This is a genomic window from Salinicoccus luteus DSM 17002, assembly GCF_000712035.1.
In the GTDB taxonomy this organism is placed as follows: domain Bacteria; phylum Bacillota; class Bacilli; order Staphylococcales; family Salinicoccaceae; genus Salinicoccus; species Salinicoccus luteus.
The window spans coordinates 1-20,245 of the sequence record NZ_JONV01000007.1 but is presented as its reverse complement, the minus strand read 5'-3'; the positions used below and the strand labels follow the sequence as shown (position 1 = coordinate 20,245).

Annotated in this window: 19 protein-coding genes, 3 tRNA genes and 1 rRNA gene; 20 read left to right on the top strand and 3 right to left on the bottom strand. The window is 47.6% G+C overall.

Annotation, left to right across the window (positions count from 1 at the left end; genetic code table 11):
- Positions 1-200 precede the first annotated feature (200 nt).
- A complete protein-coding gene (gene yidC / locus BO53_RS0102815; RefSeq protein WP_031545215.1) occupies positions 201-1,076 on the top strand; it encodes a membrane protein insertase YidC in 876 nt (291 codons plus the stop codon).
- Positions 1,077-1,146: 70 nt separating this feature from the next.
- Here yidC and cls read toward each other — a convergent pair whose 3' ends face one another.
- Positions 1,147-2,628 (bottom strand): cardiolipin synthase, encoded by a 1,482-nt coding sequence (gene cls, locus BO53_RS0102810; protein ID WP_031545213.1) that lies wholly within the window; start codon positions 2,626-2,628, stop codon positions 1,147-1,149.
- Positions 2,629-2,763: 135 nt separating this feature from the next.
- On the opposite strand from cls, the gene BO53_RS13995 reads away from it, so the two are divergent.
- A complete protein-coding gene (locus BO53_RS13995) occupies positions 2,764-2,913 on the top strand; it encodes an Lmo0850 family protein (RefSeq protein ID WP_169738721.1) in 150 nt (49 codons plus the stop codon).
- Between the two features lie 38 nt (positions 2,914-2,951).
- Here BO53_RS13995 and BO53_RS0102800 read toward each other — a convergent pair whose 3' ends face one another.
- Positions 2,952-4,133 (bottom strand): FtsW/RodA/SpoVE family cell cycle protein, encoded by a 1,182-nt coding sequence (locus BO53_RS0102800; protein ID WP_031545211.1) that lies wholly within the window; start codon positions 4,131-4,133, stop codon positions 2,952-2,954.
- Between the two features lie 140 nt (positions 4,134-4,273).
- Between BO53_RS0102800 and BO53_RS0102795 the strand changes: the two genes are divergently transcribed.
- The 14 genes from BO53_RS0102795 (at position 4,274) to BO53_RS0102725 (ending at position 17,515) form a co-directional block, all read left to right on the top strand.
- The gene (locus BO53_RS0102795; RefSeq protein ID WP_031545209.1) at positions 4,274-5,638 is read left to right on the top strand and encodes a UDP-N-acetylmuramoyl-tripeptide--D-alanyl-D-alanine ligase; all 1,365 of its coding nucleotides are present in this window, start codon (positions 4,274-4,276) and stop codon (positions 5,636-5,638) included.
- On the top strand, positions 5,631-6,323 hold the full coding sequence (locus BO53_RS0102790; RefSeq protein ID WP_342665361.1) for an alpha/beta hydrolase: 693 nt from the start codon (positions 5,631-5,633) through the stop codon (positions 6,321-6,323). The genes BO53_RS0102795 and BO53_RS0102790 overlap by 8 nt, the downstream gene beginning before the upstream one ends.
- A gap of 84 nt (positions 6,324-6,407) precedes the next feature.
- Entirely contained in the window at positions 6,408-7,916 is a 1,509-nt protein-coding gene (locus BO53_RS0102785; protein WP_031545204.1) for a DEAD/DEAH box helicase, read from the top strand.
- Between the two features lie 134 nt (positions 7,917-8,050).
- Positions 8,051-8,515: a PH domain-containing protein gene (locus BO53_RS0102780; RefSeq protein ID WP_031545203.1), complete on the top strand. Its 465-nt coding sequence runs from the start codon at positions 8,051-8,053 to the stop codon at positions 8,513-8,515.
- Positions 8,508-10,028 (top strand): PH domain-containing protein, encoded by a 1,521-nt coding sequence (locus BO53_RS0102775; RefSeq protein ID WP_031545201.1) that lies wholly within the window; start codon positions 8,508-8,510, stop codon positions 10,026-10,028. Before BO53_RS0102780 ends, BO53_RS0102775 begins: the two co-directional genes overlap by 8 nt.
- Positions 10,000-10,473 (top strand): PH domain-containing protein, encoded by a 474-nt coding sequence (locus BO53_RS0102770; protein ID WP_051682981.1) that lies wholly within the window; start codon positions 10,000-10,002, stop codon positions 10,471-10,473. The genes BO53_RS0102775 and BO53_RS0102770 overlap by 29 nt, the downstream gene beginning before the upstream one ends.
- Positions 10,470-10,817, top strand: coding sequence for a holo-ACP synthase (gene acpS / locus BO53_RS0102765; protein ID WP_031545196.1), 348 nt, complete (start codon positions 10,470-10,472; stop codon positions 10,815-10,817). The genes BO53_RS0102770 and acpS overlap by 4 nt, the downstream gene beginning before the upstream one ends.
- A gap of 11 nt (positions 10,818-10,828) precedes the next feature.
- Positions 10,829-11,980, top strand: a complete 1,152-nt coding sequence (gene alr / locus BO53_RS0102760) for an alanine racemase (RefSeq protein WP_031545195.1) — start codon at positions 10,829-10,831, stop codon at positions 11,978-11,980.
- 236 nt (positions 11,981-12,216) lie between these two features.
- Positions 12,217-12,588, top strand: coding sequence for a type II toxin-antitoxin system PemK/MazF family toxin (locus BO53_RS0102750; RefSeq protein ID WP_031545193.1), 372 nt, complete (start codon positions 12,217-12,219; stop codon positions 12,586-12,588).
- A 55-nt stretch (positions 12,589-12,643) separates the two neighbouring features.
- Complete coding sequence (locus BO53_RS0102745; RefSeq protein WP_425414477.1) at positions 12,644-13,651, top strand: PP2C family protein-serine/threonine phosphatase; 1,008 nt, start codon at positions 12,644-12,646, stop codon at positions 13,649-13,651.
- 81 nt (positions 13,652-13,732) lie between these two features.
- A complete protein-coding gene (locus BO53_RS0102740; protein WP_031545189.1) occupies positions 13,733-14,059 on the top strand; it encodes an anti-sigma factor antagonist in 327 nt (108 codons plus the stop codon).
- Between the two features lies 1 nt (position 14,060).
- Entirely contained in the window at positions 14,061-14,537 is a 477-nt protein-coding gene (rsbW, locus tag BO53_RS0102735; protein WP_031545187.1) for an anti-sigma B factor RsbW, read from the top strand.
- Complete coding sequence (gene sigB, locus BO53_RS0102730; protein ID WP_031545185.1) at positions 14,512-15,288, top strand: RNA polymerase sigma factor SigB; 777 nt, start codon at positions 14,512-14,514, stop codon at positions 15,286-15,288. Before rsbW ends, sigB begins: the two co-directional genes overlap by 26 nt.
- A gap of 91 nt (positions 15,289-15,379) precedes the next feature.
- Positions 15,380-17,515, top strand: a complete 2,136-nt coding sequence (locus BO53_RS0102725; protein ID WP_031545183.1) for a Tex family protein — start codon at positions 15,380-15,382, stop codon at positions 17,513-17,515.
- A gap of 45 nt (positions 17,516-17,560) precedes the next feature.
- On the opposite strand, the gene BO53_RS0102720 is transcribed toward BO53_RS0102725, so the two are convergent.
- A complete protein-coding gene (locus BO53_RS0102720; protein WP_031545180.1) occupies positions 17,561-19,117 on the bottom strand; it encodes a catalase in 1,557 nt (518 codons plus the stop codon).
- Between the two features lie 338 nt (positions 19,118-19,455).
- Here BO53_RS0102720 and BO53_RS0102715 point away from each other — a divergent pair.
- The 4 genes from BO53_RS0102715 to BO53_RS0102700 all read left to right on the top strand — a co-directional run.
- Positions 19,456-19,527: transfer RNA gene (locus BO53_RS0102715), tRNA-Glu, on the top strand.
- Positions 19,528-19,680: 153 nt separating this feature from the next.
- Positions 19,681-19,766 (top strand) — tRNA-Leu (locus BO53_RS0102710).
- A 34-nt stretch (positions 19,767-19,800) separates the two neighbouring features.
- Positions 19,801-19,874: transfer RNA gene (locus BO53_RS0102705), tRNA-Gly, on the top strand.
- Between the two features lie 131 nt (positions 19,875-20,005).
- Positions 20,006-20,245: ribosomal RNA gene (locus tag BO53_RS0102700) — 16S ribosomal RNA — on the top strand; the annotation flags it as partial.

The following is a 20,245-nucleotide window of genomic DNA, read 5'->3' as shown; positions in this document are numbered from 1 at the left end:
AAGACCCAGCAAAAGCTGGGTCTTTTTATTTGAAAGTAAGCATTCCATATTCTGAAAAACAGGGATGAAATAGTGACTATTCTGTGAGTGATTTCGGGTATGTTTTTATTATTATCTGACTGGGTACAGAAAATGATTTTTTTAGACATTCATTTATGTTACAATTTCTCTTATGTGAGACAAATTATTGAGGTGAAGAAATGAGTAAAAAATGGCTCTTTCCGATAATGATCGGCCTGGTCCTGGTACTTTCCGGGTGCGATTATTCTCAGGAAGAAAATAGAAACGGATTTTTCTTTAATACATTCGTTCAACCGATGGATTCACTGCTGCATTGGCTCGGAGACAATCTGAACAACAACTACGGGCTGGCAATCATCATAGTTACCCTTATCGTCCGTCTGGCAATCTTTCCGTTCATGATGCGTACATACAAGAATCAGATGATGATGCGTGAAAAGATGAAGATAGTCAAACCTGAAATGGAAGAGATTCAGAAGAAGACTAAAGTTGCGACTACACAAGAAGAGAAGATGGAAGCACAGCAGGAAATGATGGCCCTGTACAAGAAGCACGGCATCAATCCGCTCAACATGGGCTGTCTGCCAATCCTTATACAGATGCCGGTCGTCATGGCACTCTACTTCGCACTCAAGTTCCCTTCCGAAGGCGGTATTACAGAATACCCGCACTTCCTATGGATGAATCTGACGGAAGTCGACTTCTTCATGGTGGCTATCGCTGGTATCGTCTATGCTGGACAGGCCTATGTATCCATGCAGTTCGTGCCTGCAGAACAGCGCAAGCAGATGCAGCTGTTCATGTACATTTCCCCAATAATGATCATCTGGATTTCATTGATTTCCCCTTCCGCACTCCCATTATACTGGGCAGTCGGTGGTGTATTCCTGATCTTCCAGACTTGGGCAGGGAATACCTTCTATAAAAATAAGGTTGCTGAAGAAATGGCACCGATCATTGAAGCACATGAGCGGGAAAAAGCAGAAAAGGAACAGCGCATCAAGAATGCTAAAGTGATGCCGAAGAAGAAGCGCAAGAAGAAAAACAAATCTTAATCCATTGATATAAAAAGAGGCCCGATATCTTCATGATATCGGGCCTCTTATGTGTGCGCTCATATTGTATTTATAGTATGGGTGAAATCAGGTTGGCAATGCTTTCCTTGATCCGGATCCATTTGCTGCGTGCTGCATATTTCTCCTTCGTCAGAAGAGAACAGTCCTTGATATCCTCTTCGAATATGCGCCGGTATTGTATGGCTTCCTTTTCGTCATAGATGAAGGCATTCACTTCAAAATTCAGGAGGAAGCTCCTCACATCGATGTTCGTCGTCCCTATACTCAGGACTTCATCATCAATCATGATGGTCTTCTGATGAAGGAACCCTTTTTCATATATATGGACCTGTGCGCCCATATCGAGCAGTGCTCCGGCATTGGAATAGGTTCCCCAATAGACGAAAGGATGGTCGGGCTTATTTGGTATCATCAGGTGTACTTCAATGCCGCTCAGTAAGGCGATACGCAGTGCTTCCAGGAAGGACTGGTCGGGGATGAAGTAGGGTGTCTGTATATAGATGCTCTTTTTGGCGCTATAGATCATCTTCAGATATCCATATTTGATCTGCTCCCATTTCTCATCCGGCCCACTGGACGCTATTTGAATCGGTGTGTCTCCCAAGTAGTCCATTTCAGGAAAATATCGGTCTTCCCTCACCATGTTGTTACGCTTATTGTGGGAATTCCAGTCTAGCATGAAGCGCAGCTGCAGTGACTTTACTGCATTACCTTCCAATCTGAGGTGCGTGTCCCGCCAATAGCCGAACTTTTTGTTTAAACCGATATACTCATCACCAACATTGAACCCCCCGACATAACCAACAGAGCCGTCGATGACCACAATCTTGCGGTGGTTCCTGTTGTTTATCCTGGGGTTGATCAACGGCAGTTTGCTCGGAAAGAAGGCTTCGACCAGGCCGCCGGCATCCTTGAGTTTCTTGAAATTACGCAGACTCAGAGCCCGGGATCCCATATCATCATAAAGAATCCTGACGGATACACCTTCCTGCTGTTTTTCGAGCAATGCTTCATACAGCCTCTGTCCAATACCATCCAGTTTGAAGATATAATACTGGAAATGGATATGGTCCCGTGCATTGCGTATATCTTCCAGAAGGTGCTCGAACTTTTCATTACCGTCGGTAAAAGTGCGGATTGAATTGTTGATGGTCAGGAAAGACTGATTGTTGTAGAGCAGCATATGGATGATTTTTCTGTGTTTATCCATCACCCTGTTGGAGAATGAAATGCTGTTATCGCGCAGTTCGTGGAGCTGGTCGTCCACCAGGTGCTCAAGCCCGACCTTGTCCTCTTCACTCACTTTGAATATTTGCTGGTTGTAAATCTTGCGACCGAAGAATATATATATGATGAAGCCGATGATGGGAAGGAAGAACAGGACGAAAAGCCATGCCCAGACACTCTGGGCACTCCTTCTTTCGAGGAATATCAGACCGATGGCAAACAGGAAATTGATGCCGAAGGTGATCAATGTTGCAATTCCAAGTATCCCCGTATTAAGCAAGTAATCGAATATGAACCATTCCATGGAAGTCACCTCATCTCCATTCTATTATAAACCATGAATATTTGAAATTCTGTAATATTTATTTTCCAAATAATATGGATAATTACTTGAGATAAGGGTAAAATGAAGATAAGCTGTAATTGAAGGAGTGTCATTATGCATAGCAACGACCATTCCAAAGTCAAGCAAGTTGTCACGATGCTGAGTGAGCTCGGGGTCAAAGTCAAGGTGTCGAGATCAAGATTCGAGATTATGAATCGCATTGCCCATAAAGAGAAATTGCGACTGAAAGAACAGAATATCTAAAAATAACCGCAACCCGAGTCTCTCAGGTTGCGGCTTTTTTACGCCCTTTGGCGGTACTGGTAGAAGTAGATGCTCATTATGATGCCGACGGCCAGCATATTCGCCCACAGGCCGCTGCCTCCATAGCTGATGAAGGGAAGCGGAAGTCCCGTAATGGGCACGAGTTGTATCGTCATGCCAATGTTCTGGAACACATGGAATATCAGCATGGACAGGTATCCGATGATGAAATAGGATGAAAAACTGTCCGGTACGACGGTTGCGATGCGGAAAAGGTGAAGCATCAGCATGAAGAGTAGGACGATGATTGCGGTTGCACCGATGAAACCGAATTCCTCTCCGACAATGGTGAATATGAAATCGGTATGGTTTTCAGGAATATAGACGATGCCATCCTTGAAACCCTTGCCGTCTATTCCGCCTGAACCGATTGCCTTCAATGAGTTGCTGAGCTGGAAGCCGCCTTCTGTGACATATTCTTCCGGACGCAGCCAGGAATATATCCGCTCGAACTGATAGGGATGGATGCCGAGGTAGCGTTCCAGGATGTCCGGTCGATAGATGATGCCGAGAATCAGGGCGATGCCCACAGTGAGGGCGACTGCCAATGCCGGGATGATCAGCCACCAGCTGATGCCGGAAACGACGATCATACCGAATAGTATCGCCATCATGACAAGTGTTGTTCCAAGGTCATTCTGCAGCAGTATGAACAGCATGGGCAGAACGGATACTGCCAGAATCTTGAAGAGCAGTTTGATATCCACACTCAGGTCACTTGTCAATTTATATTTATTGTGCTGGCTGATCAGATAGGCCAGGGTGAGTATGTAGATGATCTTGACGATTTCTGACGGCTGTATGCTGAAGAATCCGAACTGGTACCAGCTTTTCGCTCCATTGATGATCGGTGTGACCGGTGATACCGGAGCAACGAACAGTATGACCAGCGACAATACGCCAAGCGTATAGATGATCCAGACGTATTGCTTGATCCACTTGACTGGAATGAAGTTCAGGATGAAGACCATTATGAAGCCCAGCCCATAGAATATGATCTGGCGTATGCTGAAATCAGTGCTGTATTGGCCACTGGTCATCGCTGAACGGATCATGAGGACGCTGATGGCCCCAAGAAGCAGGACCAGCAGGATGAGGATCCAGTCGATCCTTGAAAATATATTGCTGTTTTGTCTTTTGTAGCTTTGGTTGTTGTCCAAAAAATTCACCTAACCCATATAGAAATCATGACATTTAGTATACACTATTTTATAATAAAGTCAGTGTGTTTATCCAATAGTAATACAGCCGGATTAAAAATAATTTCCAATACAAAAATTGATGGAGTTGGACGAGTCTTATGATTGAAATGACAATTGAGAAAATTGCTGAACTGTGTGATGGCAGAATGAACATGCGTGCAGAAGCCATGAAGGGCGAAAGCATCAAAGGTGTATCGATCGACACACGGACACTCGAGGAAAAAAACCTTTTCGTTCCCTTCCGGGGGGCACATGTCGATGGGCACCGTTTCATAGAGCAGGCTTTTCGTGCCGGGGCGGCGCTGAGCCTGACGGAACAGAATCCGGAGGCTGCCGATCCAGAACTGCCACTCATCCATGTTGAGGACGGACTGGTGGCTCTGCAGGATATTGCACGCGGCTACCTTCAGGAAGTGTCACCAAAGGTGATCGCCATCACAGGGTCCAATGGGAAGACAACCACCAAGGATATGGTGGAGTGCCTGCTCGCTCCACACTTCAGGGTGAAGAAAACGATTGGAAACTACAACAATGAAATCGGTCTGCCGCTCACCATCCTTCAATTGGATAAGGACACTGAAATTTCGATCCTCGAAATGGGTATGGATGCCAAAGGGGATATCCGATTCCTGAGCAGAATGACAAAGCCGGATATCGCCATACTCACGAATGTCGGCGAATCCCATATCGAAAAATTGGGGTCGAGAGAGAACATTGCCGAAGCCAAGTATGAAATAGTGGATGGATTGAAGGAAGCAGGCACCTTCATCTACTCCAGGGATTATCCGCTCCTTGAGAATATTGTAGACCGGAATGCATCCTACAATGTGCGCTCCGCAGGCGAGAGCAAAAAGAATGATCTGCAGATAGCAGATGTTCGTCAGACGGAGCAGGGTACGCATTTCAGACTCCATCCGCTCGATATCGAAGTGCGCATTCCCCAGCTTGGGCTGCATAATGCGGCCAACGCCACGCTTGCACTTCTCGCTGCAGAAGCGGCAGGTCTCAACATCAGTGAAGTGAAAGCCCATTTTGATGATCTGGTTGTAACGGATATGCGGATGGAGCAGACACGCCATTCGGGTGGTGGGACCATAATAAACGATGCCTATAATGCCAGCCCGTCCAGCATGAAGAGTGCGATCGATACAGTAGGACGGATGGAGGCGGGCAGAAGAATACTCGTGCTCGGGGATATTCTGGAGCTCGGTTCATATTCCGAGGAACTGCACAGATCAGTGGCGCAGCACATCAATGATGCGCCATATTTCTTCGATTATCTGCTCACCTATGGAGAAGCGGCGAAAACCATCCATGAAAATGCAGAGGTGGAAGGGAAACATCATTACGCGGAAATTGGGGATCTGGCACAACACCTGCAGCAGGTCTTGTCCGAAGACAGCGTGGTTCTGCTGAAGGGGTCCAGAGGCATGGCTTTGGAGAGGGTGAACGACTATATCTAAATCGACCGGAATACTTTTTCTGCATGGGTATACGGGAGGAAGATACGAGCTGGAACCATTATTCGACTACCTGAAATCACGCTACGAGTTCGAGTATGAGTTTCCGGTATACCCGGGACATGGGACCATACTGGACTTGAAGTCGGCGACCGGGGACGAATGGTATGAAGAAGCCCTCAATGCCTATAGGCAACTGAAGCAGCGCGTCGACCGGGTCCACATCATCGGTTTTTCGATGGGAGGGGTATTCGCCAGCCACATCGCACAGCATGAACCGGTCGACAAGCTTGTGCTCATCGCTCCGGCATTCGAGCATATAAAGCTTTCCCAACTGAACCGGCTGAACCTTACTCCGCGCCATTTCAGTGAGCACATGAAGATGAAGCTGTATCAGAAGATCAAGAAACGCCTCAAGGATATTCCGTTCCGGGCCTATCAGGAATTCAAGACCATTGTGGAAACGAAGAAGGATGGGGTCGAGAACATCCAGTCGCAGACGCTGATCATCCACGGCACACTGGACCTGCTCGTTCCCTATGAAGCCAGTGTGGACTTGGCGGAAAAAATACCAAATGCCACGCTCGAACTCATCGAAGATGCCCCGCATCTGTTCGCCTTTACAGACCGGAACCAGCTGGAGCTGAACATCACTGCAGAACGCTTTTTATTCAATGATGAGAAGTAGGCTTGTATTTTTAGTCTGGAAATGTTAATATTGAGAAGTTATGCGTAACGAAAATGAGAACGAATAGTCAAAGGAGACTCTAATTTGAAGTTTTTTAAACAATTAGGTGTCAGTGATGAAACCTTAAAATCACTGGAAGATATAGGATTTGAAACACCAACCCCGATCCAGGAAGAGAGCATTCCACTTGCTCTGGAAAGAAAAGATATTCTTGGACAGGCCAAAACAGGTACTGGTAAAACGGGTGCATTTGGTATTCCTATTATAGAAAACACAGAGAAGCAGGCAGGAACACAAGTATTGATCCTCACACCGACAAGGGAATTGGCGGTTCAGGTGAGTGAGCAGCTCAAAAAATTCGCCAAGTACAAAAAGCTCGGCGTATCCGTCATATTCGGCGGCATGAGCATCGACCGCCAGATCAAGGATCTTAAAAAGAAACCGGAAATCATCGTCGGTACACCAGGACGTGTAATCGACCATATCAAGCGCAGAACATTGAAGCTCGACAGCATCAATACGCTTGTTTTGGACGAAGCTGATGAAATGATGAACATGGGATTCATCGATGATGTGAAATTCATCATGTCGGAAATTCCTGAGGAAAACAGACAGACGCTGCTGTTCTCCGCAACGATGCCGAAGGCAATCCAGGAGCTCGTCACACGCTTCATGAAGAGCCCAAGCATCGTCAAGACGATGGACCAGGGTGGCGCAAGCGATCCTCAGATCGAAGAACACTATACTATTGTAAAAGAGCTTGAGAAGCTCGAAGTCTTCACCGACTTCCTGGATGTCCACCAGCCGGAACTCGCAATCGTCTTCGGACGCACAAAGCGCCGTGTTGATGAACTGACGGGCGCACTTGTTGCCAAAGGCTACCGGGCTGAAGGGCTCCATGGTGATATTACGCAATCGAAGCGTCTGGAAGTTCTGAAGAAGTTCAGGAACGATGCGCTGGATATCCTCGTCGCAACTGATGTTGCAGCAAGGGGTCTCGACATCTCCGGCGTTTCCCATGTATACAACTTCGACATTCCACAGGATGCCGAAAGCTATACACACAGAATCGGACGTACAGGCCGTGCAGGCAAAGAAGGCATGGCACTCACATTCGTCAATCCTGTAGAGATGGACTACTTGAGAATGATCGAGAATGAGAAGAAGAAGACAATTTCTGCTCTCAGACCACCTCTCAAGAAAGAAGTACAGAAATCCCGCGAGAAGGAAATATTCAACAAGATCGAGCAATGGAAATCCGAAAATAAAAATACGCATACACTTGAGACGGCAGAACGTCTGCTCGAACAGGGTGAAGCGAAGGAAGTCGTAGCGGCTATCCTCAACGAATTCCTGTTCAGCAGAAATGAAGACAGCATCCAGCTGTCATTCGAAAAACCTCTGACACGCAAGGGCGGACAACGCCGCGGCAAAAGTCAAGGCGGCGGTGGCAAGAAGCCATTCCGCAAAGGACGCAGCCAGGGCAGCCAAGGTGGACGCAACAACAAGCGTCAGGGTGGCGGCAACCGTCAGCCTCAGGGCGGCCAGAAACGCAGCCAGGGCGGCCGTACCTTCAAAGATCATATCAAGTAATTGTCCAGCATCCTCACCCCCCAGGGGCAGAGGGTGCTTTTTTATTGTTAAAATGTTACGTTGGTATAATTGAACATTATGCATATATAATTTAAAGTATAAGTAATACATATGAAATCAAACAGGGGGCAAATATGAAAAGAGTACATGATGATGTCGTCCACTATATGAGGGTGCGGTTCTTCTGGGCATTTCTCATCTGGGCATTTGCCGCTATCCTGGCAAGTGCCGCCGCCTTCTATTTCGAGCTTTCCCATTGGATATATTGGATTGCCACCCTGTGGCTGGCCATACTGTTCACCATTGGTATAATCATCCGGCCGCTGGTCTACTGCCGGGTGACCCGCTACAGGCTGAAGGAGGATCATATCATCGTCAGAAAAGGGTTTTTCAGGGTGTCGACGAAAATGGTGCCGGTGAGGCGCATACAGGGGGCCAAACTTTCGACAGGACCTGTTTCAAGGAAGTATGACCTCGCCCTGCTGGAAGTCAGCACTGCAAGTTCACGCCTCGCTATGCCGCCCCTCAAAAGCGAAGAAGCGGCCATCTTGAAAGAGGAAGTCATTGAACTTGTGAAAGGGGAGCATACAGATGTATAGTCCACAGAAACTCCATCCGATCGCATATCTCGGCAGTGTGGTGAATGGCATCAAGAATCTTTGGATCCCCTTGATCATCGTCCTCTTCAATTCAAGGGAGACTCTGCTCTCCGGAGACATTTCAATGAAGTATATACTAATCGTAGGTGGAATATTCATCCTTGCCATTGTCCTTTTCGGCGGCATGGACTTTTTGAACAAATATCGTACAAGGTTTTGGATTGAAGATGGCAAGTTCATCTACAAGGATGGTGTCATCACGAACCACGAGAAGGAACTCGACATCGGGAGGATCCAGTCAATCGACTTCAGCGAGCCGATTTTCCATAGGCTTTTCGGGGCAGTGAAGCTTGAAGTCATCACGCCCGGGGAGGGCATAAAGATCGACACGATGAAAAAGTCCCAGGCGAAGTCCCTGCAGGATATACTCTACGATGAAAAATCCTACCTGGAGGATACCGTCGAAATCGGGGCCTACAGCGAATGGCCGCGGGCAGAGGCGGAAACGGACAGCAGGGAGGATACAGGCTTCGACACCCTCTACCATATGGACGGCAAGTCGCTGCTGCTGATGAGCATGACAAGCGGCGCCCTGGGGACTTTTCTCGCCCTAATCTTCGGCTTCCTCAATCTGATCGGAGCGAATTTCCTGATCGAACGCTATTTCGAATACTTTGAAGGCGCCATCAGGAATCTGGCACTGGCGATGGGTCTGGCGATAGGATCCTTCATTATTGTCGGCTATGCCATAGGCATACTCATTCTGACGGTGAAATACTATGGATACACCCTGAAGATGAAGCATGACGATCTGGTCGTCGAATACGGCCTGCTTGAAAAGAAGCATCAGAGTGTCAATATCAACAGGGTCCAGAACATCATCATCAAGGATTCGATCATCAGGAGGATGATCGGCTACTACTCCCTTTCCGTCACTATTACAAGCGACTCGCTGGATAGTGAGGACATCGATGGTACAGTGGAACTGCTGCCCTTCATCAAAAAGGATCGCCTGTACGGAATTGTCGACCACATCTTCCCGAACTATCATGTGGAGGTTCCTGGGAAAAAGGTGCCGTTCCGTGGATACAGAAGGTATTTCCAGATCGTCACATTCCTGCTGCTCGTCATCACTTCGCTGGTCCAGTATTTCTGGTTCGACTATGCATGGATTGCCGGTCTGGTGCTGATGCTCGTGTTTGTGGCTTCAGGTATATATAGTGCATACAACAGCGGCTATGCGATAAGGGATGATGAAATCAACCTGATGACGGCCGGTTTCTTCAAACGTTCGCACTATGTCATCAAGCATGAAAAGCTGATTGAAGCGGAGTGGGTGTTCAATCCCTTCCTTCACCGGGCGAAGCTTGGCATCATCACACTGGTGACCGCCGCCGGCATGCTCGGCTCACGTGCGACCATCAAGTTCATCGACAGGAAGGACATCGAGGAAATATGGCAATGGGCAGAAAGGGGGCATCCGGATGCAGAAGATATCACCGAAGGCGATTAAAGTATGGCGGATCCGCGAAGGCATTGTAGCGGCAGTCGATCTGCTGATTGCGGTGGCGGCCCTTATCCTGTCACTCTACGTATGGGACTGGTTTCCATGGTGGATTTCCCTCGCCCTTTTCATCATCTTCATCTACATCGTCCTGGTCCATGTGTGGCTGCTGCCCATGCTGAAGTATAAGTACTTCCGCTTCCGGGTATCGGAAGATGAAATCAGGATCCACCAGGGAATCTTCTTCAAGGAGAGGCATGCAGTGCCCCTGTTCCGGGTGCAGAACATCGATACGACGGTCGGTCCGCTGATGAAGCGGTATGGGCTTAAGGGCGTCACTTTGAAGACTTCGGCGGAGCGCATCCATATCCCGGAATTGGAGTCGGACGAAGCGGATGCGATACGCAATGAGATAAGAAAACTGATCAATGAGAATACGAGGCGGACATTATGATTACAGGGCTGGGAACGGATATAATTGAAATTGAGCGCATCAGGCGTGTGGAGGACAATGGAAACAGACTTTCGAAGCGGATCCTTTCACCCGAAGAGATGGAGCGGTACGAACAGTTCTCCAATGAAGGAAGAAGGATGGAATACCTCGCAGGACGCTTTGCAGTCAAGGAGGCCTACAGCAAGGCTATGGGTACAGGCATCGGGGGCGCAGCCGCCTTCAGGGATATCGTCTGCCTCAATGACACGAATGGAAGGCCGTATATATTGAATGACCATCATGCCCACGTATCCATTTCGCATTCCAGAGCATACGTTGTGGCCACAGTCATAATTGAGAGATAAGGAGCACGGATATGTCAGAAAAATATTATAGAGATTCCATAGTAGAAGTCGACCTGGAGGCGGTACACCATAATTATCAGGCCATCAGAGAACTGCATCCCGATAAGATGTTCATTGCAGTAATAAAGGCGAATGCCTATGGGCTCGGCAGTACAGCAGTAGCCGAATATCTTTCGGCGCGTGGCGCCGAGTTCTTTGCAGTCGCAACATTGGATGAGGCAATCGAACTGAGGATGCACGGCATCAAGGAGAAGATACTGGTACTCGGGCCGATCAATCCCGAAGATATCAACAAGGCCATCCAGCACCGCGTGGCCATCACGGCGCCGAATCTCGCCTGGCTCAGGGAGGCCCAGTCGAATGTCATGGATATGGACGACAAGGAAGTGTGGATCCATATCAAGGTGAACAGCGGCATGAATAGGCTCGGGACTTCCGATCCGGAAGAGATCGCTCAGATGATCGATGTGATCGAAGGTTCTGATCATCTCGTATATGAAGGCATCTACAGCCACTTCAGTTCTGCGGACATCGATTCCGGGCAGAACGCCAGGGAGTATGACAGGTTCAAAGCGATCACTTCAAAAGTGCGGAAGCCGAGGTTTGTCCATATACAGAACTCTGCAGGCGCACTCCGTCTCGATGACGGCTACTGCAACGCCATCCGTGTCGGCATCTCCCTCTACGGCTATTATCCTTCGGATTACATCCGTGAGATCTCATCCGTCGATCTCAGGCCATCGGTCGCGCTCACGACCAAGGTGGTGGATGTCCATGTGCTGGAATCAGGGGAAGGTGTGAGCTACGGGCTTGAGTACGATGCTGAAGCGGGCGACAGGGTCGCCACACTGCCCATCGGCTATGCGGATGGTTTCCTGCGTGCACGCACAGGCTACAGGGTGGCGCTCGCTGACGGAACTTCCTGTCCGGTGATCGGCAAGGTGTGCATGGACTACATCATGACCAAAGTGCCGGATGGGGTACAGGCGGGGGAGAAGGTGCATGTCATCATCCGCGACAGGTCATCGGAGCAATCGATGGAGGCCTACAGCAGCTATGCCGACACCATTCCGTATGAATCCCTCTGCATGCTCTCGAGGCGGCTTCCGCGCATATATGAAGGAGAAGATGCCGCGCCCGTTAATAATGAAGTTTTAAAATAAACTAGTAATGATAATTTATAAATGTTATCATTATCATAAGTTTAACGATGTGACTGGGGAGTGGTCTGGTAATGACGAATATGACATTATTTAGCAGCATGGAGCTTTCTCTTGAACACGGATATACAGAAATGAGTGAGATTAATCTTTCGATCGCGTCCGAAAATCACGACCTAGAGTGTGAAGCGTGGCAGTGCAACGAAGATTTCCTCGTTTATAGTAAAGATGGTGAATAGATGAAAAGAGGAGAAGTATATCTTGCGGACCTATCACCAGTGCAAGGTTCAGAGCAGGGAGGCAAGCGGCCGGTAGTCATTATACAGAACAATGTCGGCAACTATCACAGTCCAACAGTGATCGTTGCCGCCATCACCGGCAGGATCAATAAGGCGAAGATACCGACGCACGTGGAAATTTCGAAGGATACATACAATCTGGACAAGGACTCGGTCATTCTTCTGGAGCAGATACGCACAGTGGACAAGAAAAGACTAAGGGAAAAGCTTACATATTTGAACGAAGATAAGATGAAGGAAGTGGATAAGGCACTGATGATCAGCCTGGATCTCATGCCGTCCAAATCCAAGAAATCGCAATCTAAATCCTGATGGACTTTTGTACGCAAAAGTCTTTTTTCAGTATGAGGTGACGAACATGACATATATTGATAATATTGTTAGCAACTACAGGGATATCATCGAACTGTACCTGTATGGAGAAGAACAGGGTGACGCAATAGACCAGTGCCAGACCTTCAGTGAAGAAGTCATCGAAATGGATGCTTCTCCGGAGGAGATCGTGTCACTCCATATCGAACTGCTCGATGACATGGGCATCGATGATGCAGCACTCATGAAGAAGTCATTGGATATACTGCAGGAAGTGATCATTTCTTTCGGCTTTACATACAGGGACTATAAATCCATGATGAACAAGCTTGAAATCCATGACAAGGAGATGGATGTTGCATCCAGTCTGCAGGAAACGATGCTCAAAACTGAAATCCCCACCTTCGAAACGATGGAACTCGGCGCCATCAGTGTACCGGCAAGAAAGGTGAGCGGAGACTACTTCAACATCATAGACCATAAGGACGGCATGCTCAGTTTTGCTGTGGCGGATGTCATCGGCAAAGGGATACCGGCAGCAATTGCGATGAGCATGATCAAGTTCGGCATGGATTCCTACGGCTATTCCCAGCTGCCGAGCGACAGCTTGAGAAAGCTGAACAGGGTGGTCGAGAAAAACGTGAACCAGAATATGTTCGTCACGATGTTCTATGGCCTGTACGACCATAATACGGATCTTCTCTACTATTCGTCGGCTGGCCACGAGCCGGCACTCATCTATCGCTACGAAGAGGATGAGTTCGAAGAGATAGATGCCAAGGGTGTCGTCCTGGGTGTAAAGGAACATGCCCGCTATGAGCAGAAGGAAACCAAAATGGGGCCGAAGGATATGATCATCGTCTTCACTGATGGTGTGACCGAACTCAGGAAACACGATGATACGTTCATTGACTTCGAAGATGTCAAAGATATGATCCGTCAGGTGAAGGACTATCATCCACAGGATATCGTCCAGTACATTTACGAATCACTGATGCGCATTCAAAACCCGCATAAGAAGGATGATTTGACCCTTTTCATATTAAAAAACAATAAAAATTGAAGAAATCATGTTTATTCCAAACATGAACGGGTAAAATCCAAAGGATTTATGTATACAAGTTGAATGGGAGTGTAGTCTGTTATGAACATTAATATCGATACAACGGAGAAGGAACAGGAATTCGTAGTAGTACTTGAAGGAGAACTTGATGTCTATACGGCGCCTGAACTGCAGAAGGTCCTGGAACCGATCCGCCAATCAGGGAGTCATGACATAAGAATAGATCTGACAGATGTGAGCTATATGGATTCTACGGGCTTGGGGATCTTTGTCGGTACATTGAAAGACCTCAATCAGCATGATAGGGAGATGTATGTGACAGGAGTGTCCAAAAGGATTCTCAGACTGTTCGAAATCACGGGACTCAGAGACCTGATGCATATCAATGAAGCTTCGGAGGTTGAATAGAATGCCACAGCAGTATGATTATATTGAAATGAAGTTTCCATCCAGTGCAGAATACGTTGGATTGATAAGATTGACCCTTTCTGGCGTTCTATCGAGAGCGGGCGCGAGTTACGATCAGATAGAAGACTCGAAGATTGCTGTATCGGAAGCGGTCACAAACGCCGTCAAGCACGCATACGGGGACGACGAAACAGGAGAAGTGCTGATCGGCTTTGCAATCTACAGCAATAAAGTTGAAATCATCGTGGCAGATCATGGTCAAAGTTTCAACTATGAAGAAGTCAAGGAAGAGCTCGGCCCCTATTCAGAAGATGATAATGTGAACTACTTGAGAGAAGGAGGTTTGGGCCTATTCTTGATTGAAACATTAATGGATGAAGTCTATCTTAAAAAAGACCCTGGTGTCACGATCAGTATGACGAAGTTTATTAATGAAAGTCAGGTGCATTTGAATGGAGAGACAATCGTCAATCGATAGAGGACTTACAGCTGAAGATATCAATGCACTGATCCGCAGTCATCAGGAAGAGGAAGACCCGAACGCACAGGCGCGGCTCGTCGAACATTATCAGAAGCTGATCGAATCACTTGCATACAGATATTCAAAAGGCCAGAGCCACCATGAGGATCTTGTGCAGGTGGGCATGGTCGGACTGCTCGGTGCAATCAAACGTTTCGATCCGTCCTTTGACAGAAGGTTCGAGGCATTTCTCGTACCGACTGTTGTAGGTGAAATCAAGCGGTATCTGAGGGACAAGACATGGAGCGTCCATGTGCCGAGACGGATCAAGGAGATTGGCCCGAAGATCAAAAATGCCAATGACGAATTGACCAACCGGCTGGAACGTTCGCCACAGATCAGTGAAATCGCCGAGCATCTCAATGTTTCCGAAGAGGATGTGCTCGAGGCGATGGAGATGGGACAGAGTTATAATGCGCTCAGTGTAGACCATTCCATCGAAGCGGATAAAGACGGGTCCACAGTCACTCTTCTTGATGTGATGGGACAGTCGGATGACAACTATGATCTATCAGAAAAGCGCCTCATTCTTGAAAAGGTCCTTCCAATCCTTTCCGAAAGGGAAAGGGAAATCATCCAGTTCACTTTCATGGAAGGCCTAAGCCAGAAAGAAACGGGGGAACGTGTCGGATTGAGTCAGATGCATGTCTCCAGGCTGCAACGGACCGCCATTAACAAACTGCGCCAGGCAGTAAGTGAAAAAGAATAGCCAAACCGGACCTCACCCTAAGGGTGGGGTCTTTAATGTTATAATGGATATGCCAAATTTATCTTACAACAAAGCAACTAGGAGAGATTAGATGAACGAAGTGCTGATTAAAGAGCTTGGGAATACGGTAGCCAAGCCGGAAAAATACATCAGGAGTGTATTGGGCCTCCTTGAAGAGGGAAATACGGTCCCTTTTATTGCACGCTATAGAAAAGAGATGACGGGTGGAATGGACGAGTTGGAAATAAAGTCCATATACGACCAATTTTCCTATCTGCAAAGCCTTGAAAAAAGGAAGATTGAAGTGATCCGGCGGATCGAGGAACAGGGGCTGATGACTGAGGAACTCCGGCGGGACATCCAGAAGCAGACGGTGCTCAATAGGGTGGAGGACCTGTACAGGCCATTCAAGCAGAAGAAGAAGACACGGGCGACCGAGGCGAAAAGGAAAGGGCTCGAAGGGTTGGCAGAGAGAATCCTTGAACAACAAGTGGATGAAATCGAAGTTCTCGCGAAAAACTACATTACCGATGAGGTGAAGACGGTTGAAGAAGCCCTCAGCGGTGCCCAGGATATCATTGCAGAAGAGGTTTCAGACAACCCAAAATACCGGATATATATACTGAAGGTGTTCAGGGAGACGGCAGACCTTACCACAACTAAAAAGAAGAGGGCGGACGACCCGAACGGTGTCTTTGAGATGTACTATTCCTACAGTGAACCTATCGATAGAATCGTCCCGCACAGGGTCCTCGCAATCAATCGCGGGGAGAGCCTCGGTGTACTCGCCGTCAAATTCGACTACGACAACGACAGGTTCAAAAGGTATATCATCAACCAGGTGCTCAAAAAAGGCTCAACTACCCGGAACTATATTGAGGCGGCGATAGAAGATGGGCTGAAAAGGCTCATTGTGCCGTCCATAGAGAGGGAAGTACGCCAGAACCTGACGCAAGAAAGCGAGAAGCATGCGGTGCATATATTCGAGGAGAACCTGAAGAGACTGCTTCTGCAGCCGCCCCTGAAAGGACACGTTATCCTGGGTGTCGATCCGGCATTCAGAACGGGCTGCAAACTTGCCGTAATCGATGAAGCGGGACAGTTCCTGGACAAGGGGGTCATCTATCCCCACCCACCGCAGGCCAAAAAGGATCAGGCACAGAAAAAGATCATGGACATCATAAAAAACTATGGGGTCACACTCCTTGCGATTGGAAATGGCACCGCCTCACGCGAGACGGAACTGTTCATCAGTGAGGTTGTCAAAGACAAGAATCTTGATGTCCAATTCATTATTGTCAATGAAGCGGGCGCCAGTGTCTATTCCGCATCGGATGTGGCAAGGGAGGAATTCCCTGACTTCAATGTGGAGGAACGCAGTGCGGTCTCCATTGCGAGAAGGGTTCAGGATCCCCTGAGTGAACTTGTCAAAATCGATCCGAAAGCAATCGGCATCGGACAGTACCAGCATGACGTGAATCAGAAGTTTCTCAATGAATCCCTGGATTTCGTTGTTGAGACATCGGTGAACCAGGTGGGGGTCAATGTGAATACTGCTTCCCATATCCTGCTTCAGCATGTGGCAGGCCTGTCATCAACGATAAGCAGAAATATCGTGAAATACCGGGAGGAAAACAAGGGGTTCAAAACACGTGAGGAAATAAAGAAGGTACCGCGTCTTGGTGAAAAGACATATGAGCAATGTGTCGGCTTCCTGCGCCTTCCGGAAGGGAAGGAGCCGCTTGACCGGACACCGATACATCCGGAGCGGTATGAAGAGACATACCGGTTGCTCGGTCTTATTGGAATGAATCAGACCGATATCGGCACACCGGAGCTCGCGGAAGCGGTGCGGAAACTGGATCTGGAACGGACAGCGGAAAGTCTTGGCATAGGTGTGCCGACATTGTCCGACATCATAGACAGCCTGAAGGCGCCGACACGGGATATCCGGGATGATTATGAAGTGCCTATGCTGAAATCCGATGTCCTTAAACTCGAAGATCTGAAGGAAGGCATGAAGCTTTCCGGAACTGTCCGCAACGTGACGGATTTCGGCGCATTTGTCGATATCGGCGTAAAGCAGGATGGCTTGGTCCATATTTCAAAAATGACCAACAAGTTCATCAAGCATCCGATGGAGGTCGTCAATGTCGGCGATATTGTAGATGTGACTGTATTGGATGTGGACAAAAGTAAAGGCAGGATATCATTGAGCATGAAATAGAAAAATCCCTACCGGTTCATAACCGGTAGGGATTTTATTTATTGATTACTCGTTTGATTCCATATCAACATCGTCGATGTTGATGCCCATTGCATTGGCAACACCTCTGCCGTATGCAGGATCTGCTTTGTAGCAGTTTCTGATATGACGGTGTTTTACGCGATCTGAAACACCTTGCATTTCATTTGCTGTATTTTCGAAGATGCGCTGTTTCATTTCGTCTGACTGGAGGTTAAAGAGTTTTCCTGGCTGCTCATAGTACTGGTCGTCATCATCACGGAAGTTGTGCTCGTAGACGAGACCCTCCATTTCCAGCGCCGGCTGTTTAGCGTTGGCATCATCTTTGTAATGATCAAAGCTGTTTGGATAGTAGTTCGTATGGCCGCCAAGGTTGCCGTCGACTCTCATTGCACCGTCACGGCTGAATGGACATACGTTGGATGCCGCTTTCGGAGAGTTTACCGGAATCTGATGGTGGTTTGCACCCAGACGGTAGCGTTGAGTATCTCCATAGGAGAACAGACGACCCTGAAGCATCTTGTCAGGTGAGAAGCCGATACCTGGAACGATGTTTGTCGGAGCAAATGCAGCCTGTTCAACTTCAGCGAAGTAGTTTTCAGGGTTGCGGTTGAGTTCGAACTCACCAACAGGAATGAGTGGGAATTCGTCTTTGTACCATACTTTCGTCAGATCGAACGGGTTGTGGTAGTGGTTCTTCGCCTGTTCTTCAGTCATCACCTGGATGTATAGCTTCCATTTAGGGAAGTTGCCTTCTTCAATTGCGTTGTATAGGTCCCTTTGGGAAGACTCGCGGTCTTTCGCAATCACTTCTTCAGCTTCATCAGCTGTCAGGTTCTCGATGCCCTGCTGAGTTCTGAAGTGGAATTTGACCCATACACGTTCATTGTCTGCATTGACCATGCTGTATGTGTGTGAACCGAAACCGTGCATGTTCCTGTAGCCTTTTGGAATACCCCGGTCAGTCATGAGGATCGTCACCTGGTGCAGTGCTTCAGGAAGCAGTGTCCAGAAATCCCAGTTGCTTTCAGCATTGTGCATGTTTGTTCTAGGGTCACGTTTGACGACGTGGTTCAAGCTTGCGAAGAGCTTAGGGTCACGGAAGAAGAATACAGGCGTATTATTACCGACGAGATCCCAGTTGCCTTCTTCAGTATAGAACTTGAGGGCGAAACCACGGATATCACGTTCAGCATCCGCCGCCCCACGCTCACCAGCTACAGTAGAGAAGCGCGCGAACATTTCAGTCTGTTTTCCAACTTCGCTGAAGATTTTGGCTTTCGTATATTTAGTGATATCATTTGTTACAGTGAATGTACCGTAAGCACCTGAACCTTTTGCGTGCATACGTCTTTCCGGGATGACCTCACGGTCGAAATGCCCCATCTGTTCAAGGAAGTAGGGATCCTGCATGACCATCGGTCCACGCGGTCCAGCTGTCATTGAATTTTCACGGTCACCTACTGGTGCACCAAATAGAGTGGTCAGACGATCGCTCGGCTGATTTTCACCTTGCTCCCTAGGATGTGTACCGCCGCCAGTACGGGCGTCTCCAGGCATATTGTTCTTGTTTTCGAAATCCATTGATAATTCCCTCCAAGAAGTTATTTATAATCCTTGTTTAGAATGATTATAAATAAATATTAACACAATAAACTCAGAAAACAATAGAAAACCCCTAGAATAATTTGAAAAAAAGGTGTATGAGGTTACAAAATACAAAGCGTTCTGCACAAGAGGATGCCTGGACTTAATGTAAGGAACAGGAAAGTGGAGGAGCATTGCATCTGCCTATATATGAAGAAACTCGTTCAGAATCAGGAGAAATCAGATCACATTAATTTTTTGTAAAGAATATATTAAAAACGTATTGACTTTAAAGCTGTAACCCTTTATTATAAATATCGTTGCATTATTCCAATGGCCCGTTGGTCAAGTGGTTAAGACACCGCCCTTTCACGGCGGTAACACGGGTTCGAATCCCGTACGGGTCACTTTTAAAAATTTTAGCGAAAGTATTGACTTGAAATACTACAGAGTATATAATAGTCTTTGTCGCTCAAACGAGACATGAAAGAGCGAAAAAAAGTTATTGACAATCAATACAGCAAAATGTATAATGAATTTTGTCGCTAAAAACATAACATGCGGTTGTGGCGGAATCGGCAGACGCGCTAGGTTGAGGGCCTAGTGGGAGTTAAATCCCGTGGAGGTTCAAGTCCTCTCAGCCGCATCATTACTTATTTTTAATAAATCAATTATAACCTGCGGGTGTAGTTAAATGGCATAACCTCAGCCTTCCAAGCTGATGTTGTCGGTTCGATTCCGATCACCCGCTCCATTAACTTTTATATCAATTAAGAACATTGAAAACTGAATGACAATATGTCAACGTTAATTCCGAAAAAAACGAATGCTTCGGCATTCAACTTGGGCGACAAGTAAAACCGCAACGGAGTCAGAGAACTTCCAATTATGGAGAGTTTGATCCTGGCTCAGGATGAACGCTGGCGGCGTGCCTAATACATGCAAGTCGAACGCGCGGATCAGGAGCTTGCTCCTGTGACGCGAGTGGCGGACGGGTGAGTAACACGTAGGCAACCTGCCCATCAGACCGGGATAACCACGGGAAACCGTGGCTAATACCGGATAATCCTTTCCCACACAAGTGGGAGAGTTGAAAGGCGGCCTTTTGGCTGTCACTGGTGGATG

Bases quoted from the DNA above. Each gene is read 5' to 3' on its own strand.
- acpS (WP_031545196.1), top strand. From the start codon at position 10,470: ATGATTACAGGGCTGGGAACGGATATAATTGAAATTGAGCGCATCAGG.
- BO53_RS0102775 (WP_031545201.1), top strand. From the start codon at position 8,508: ATGTATAGTCCACAGAAACTCCATCCGATCGCATATCTCGGCAGTGTG.
- BO53_RS0102780 (WP_031545203.1), top strand. From the start codon at position 8,051: ATGAAAAGAGTACATGATGATGTCGTCCACTATATGAGGGTGCGGTTC.
- BO53_RS0102720 (WP_031545180.1), bottom strand. From the start codon at position 19,117: ATGGATTTCGAAAACAAGAACAATATGCCTGGAGACGCCCGTACTGGC.
- sigB (WP_031545185.1), top strand. From the start codon at position 14,512: ATGGAGAGACAATCGTCAATCGATAGAGGACTTACAGCTGAAGATATC.
- BO53_RS0102740 (WP_031545189.1), top strand. From the start codon at position 13,733: ATGAACATTAATATCGATACAACGGAGAAGGAACAGGAATTCGTAGTA.
- BO53_RS13995 (WP_169738721.1), top strand. From the start codon at position 2,764: ATGCATAGCAACGACCATTCCAAAGTCAAGCAAGTTGTCACGATGCTG.
- BO53_RS0102750 (WP_031545193.1), top strand. From the start codon at position 12,217: ATGAAAAGAGGAGAAGTATATCTTGCGGACCTATCACCAGTGCAAGGT.
- alr (WP_031545195.1), top strand. From the start codon at position 10,829: ATGTCAGAAAAATATTATAGAGATTCCATAGTAGAAGTCGACCTGGAG.
- rsbW (WP_031545187.1), top strand. From the start codon at position 14,061: ATGCCACAGCAGTATGATTATATTGAAATGAAGTTTCCATCCAGTGCA.
- BO53_RS0102770 (WP_051682981.1), top strand. From the start codon at position 10,000: ATGCAGAAGATATCACCGAAGGCGATTAAAGTATGGCGGATCCGCGAA.
- yidC (WP_031545215.1), top strand. From the start codon at position 201: ATGAGTAAAAAATGGCTCTTTCCGATAATGATCGGCCTGGTCCTGGTA.
- BO53_RS0102795 (WP_031545209.1), top strand. From the start codon at position 4,274: ATGATTGAAATGACAATTGAGAAAATTGCTGAACTGTGTGATGGCAGA.
- BO53_RS0102725 (WP_031545183.1), top strand. From the start codon at position 15,380: ATGAACGAAGTGCTGATTAAAGAGCTTGGGAATACGGTAGCCAAGCCG.
- cls (WP_031545213.1), bottom strand. From the start codon at position 2,628: ATGGAATGGTTCATATTCGATTACTTGCTTAATACGGGGATACTTGGA.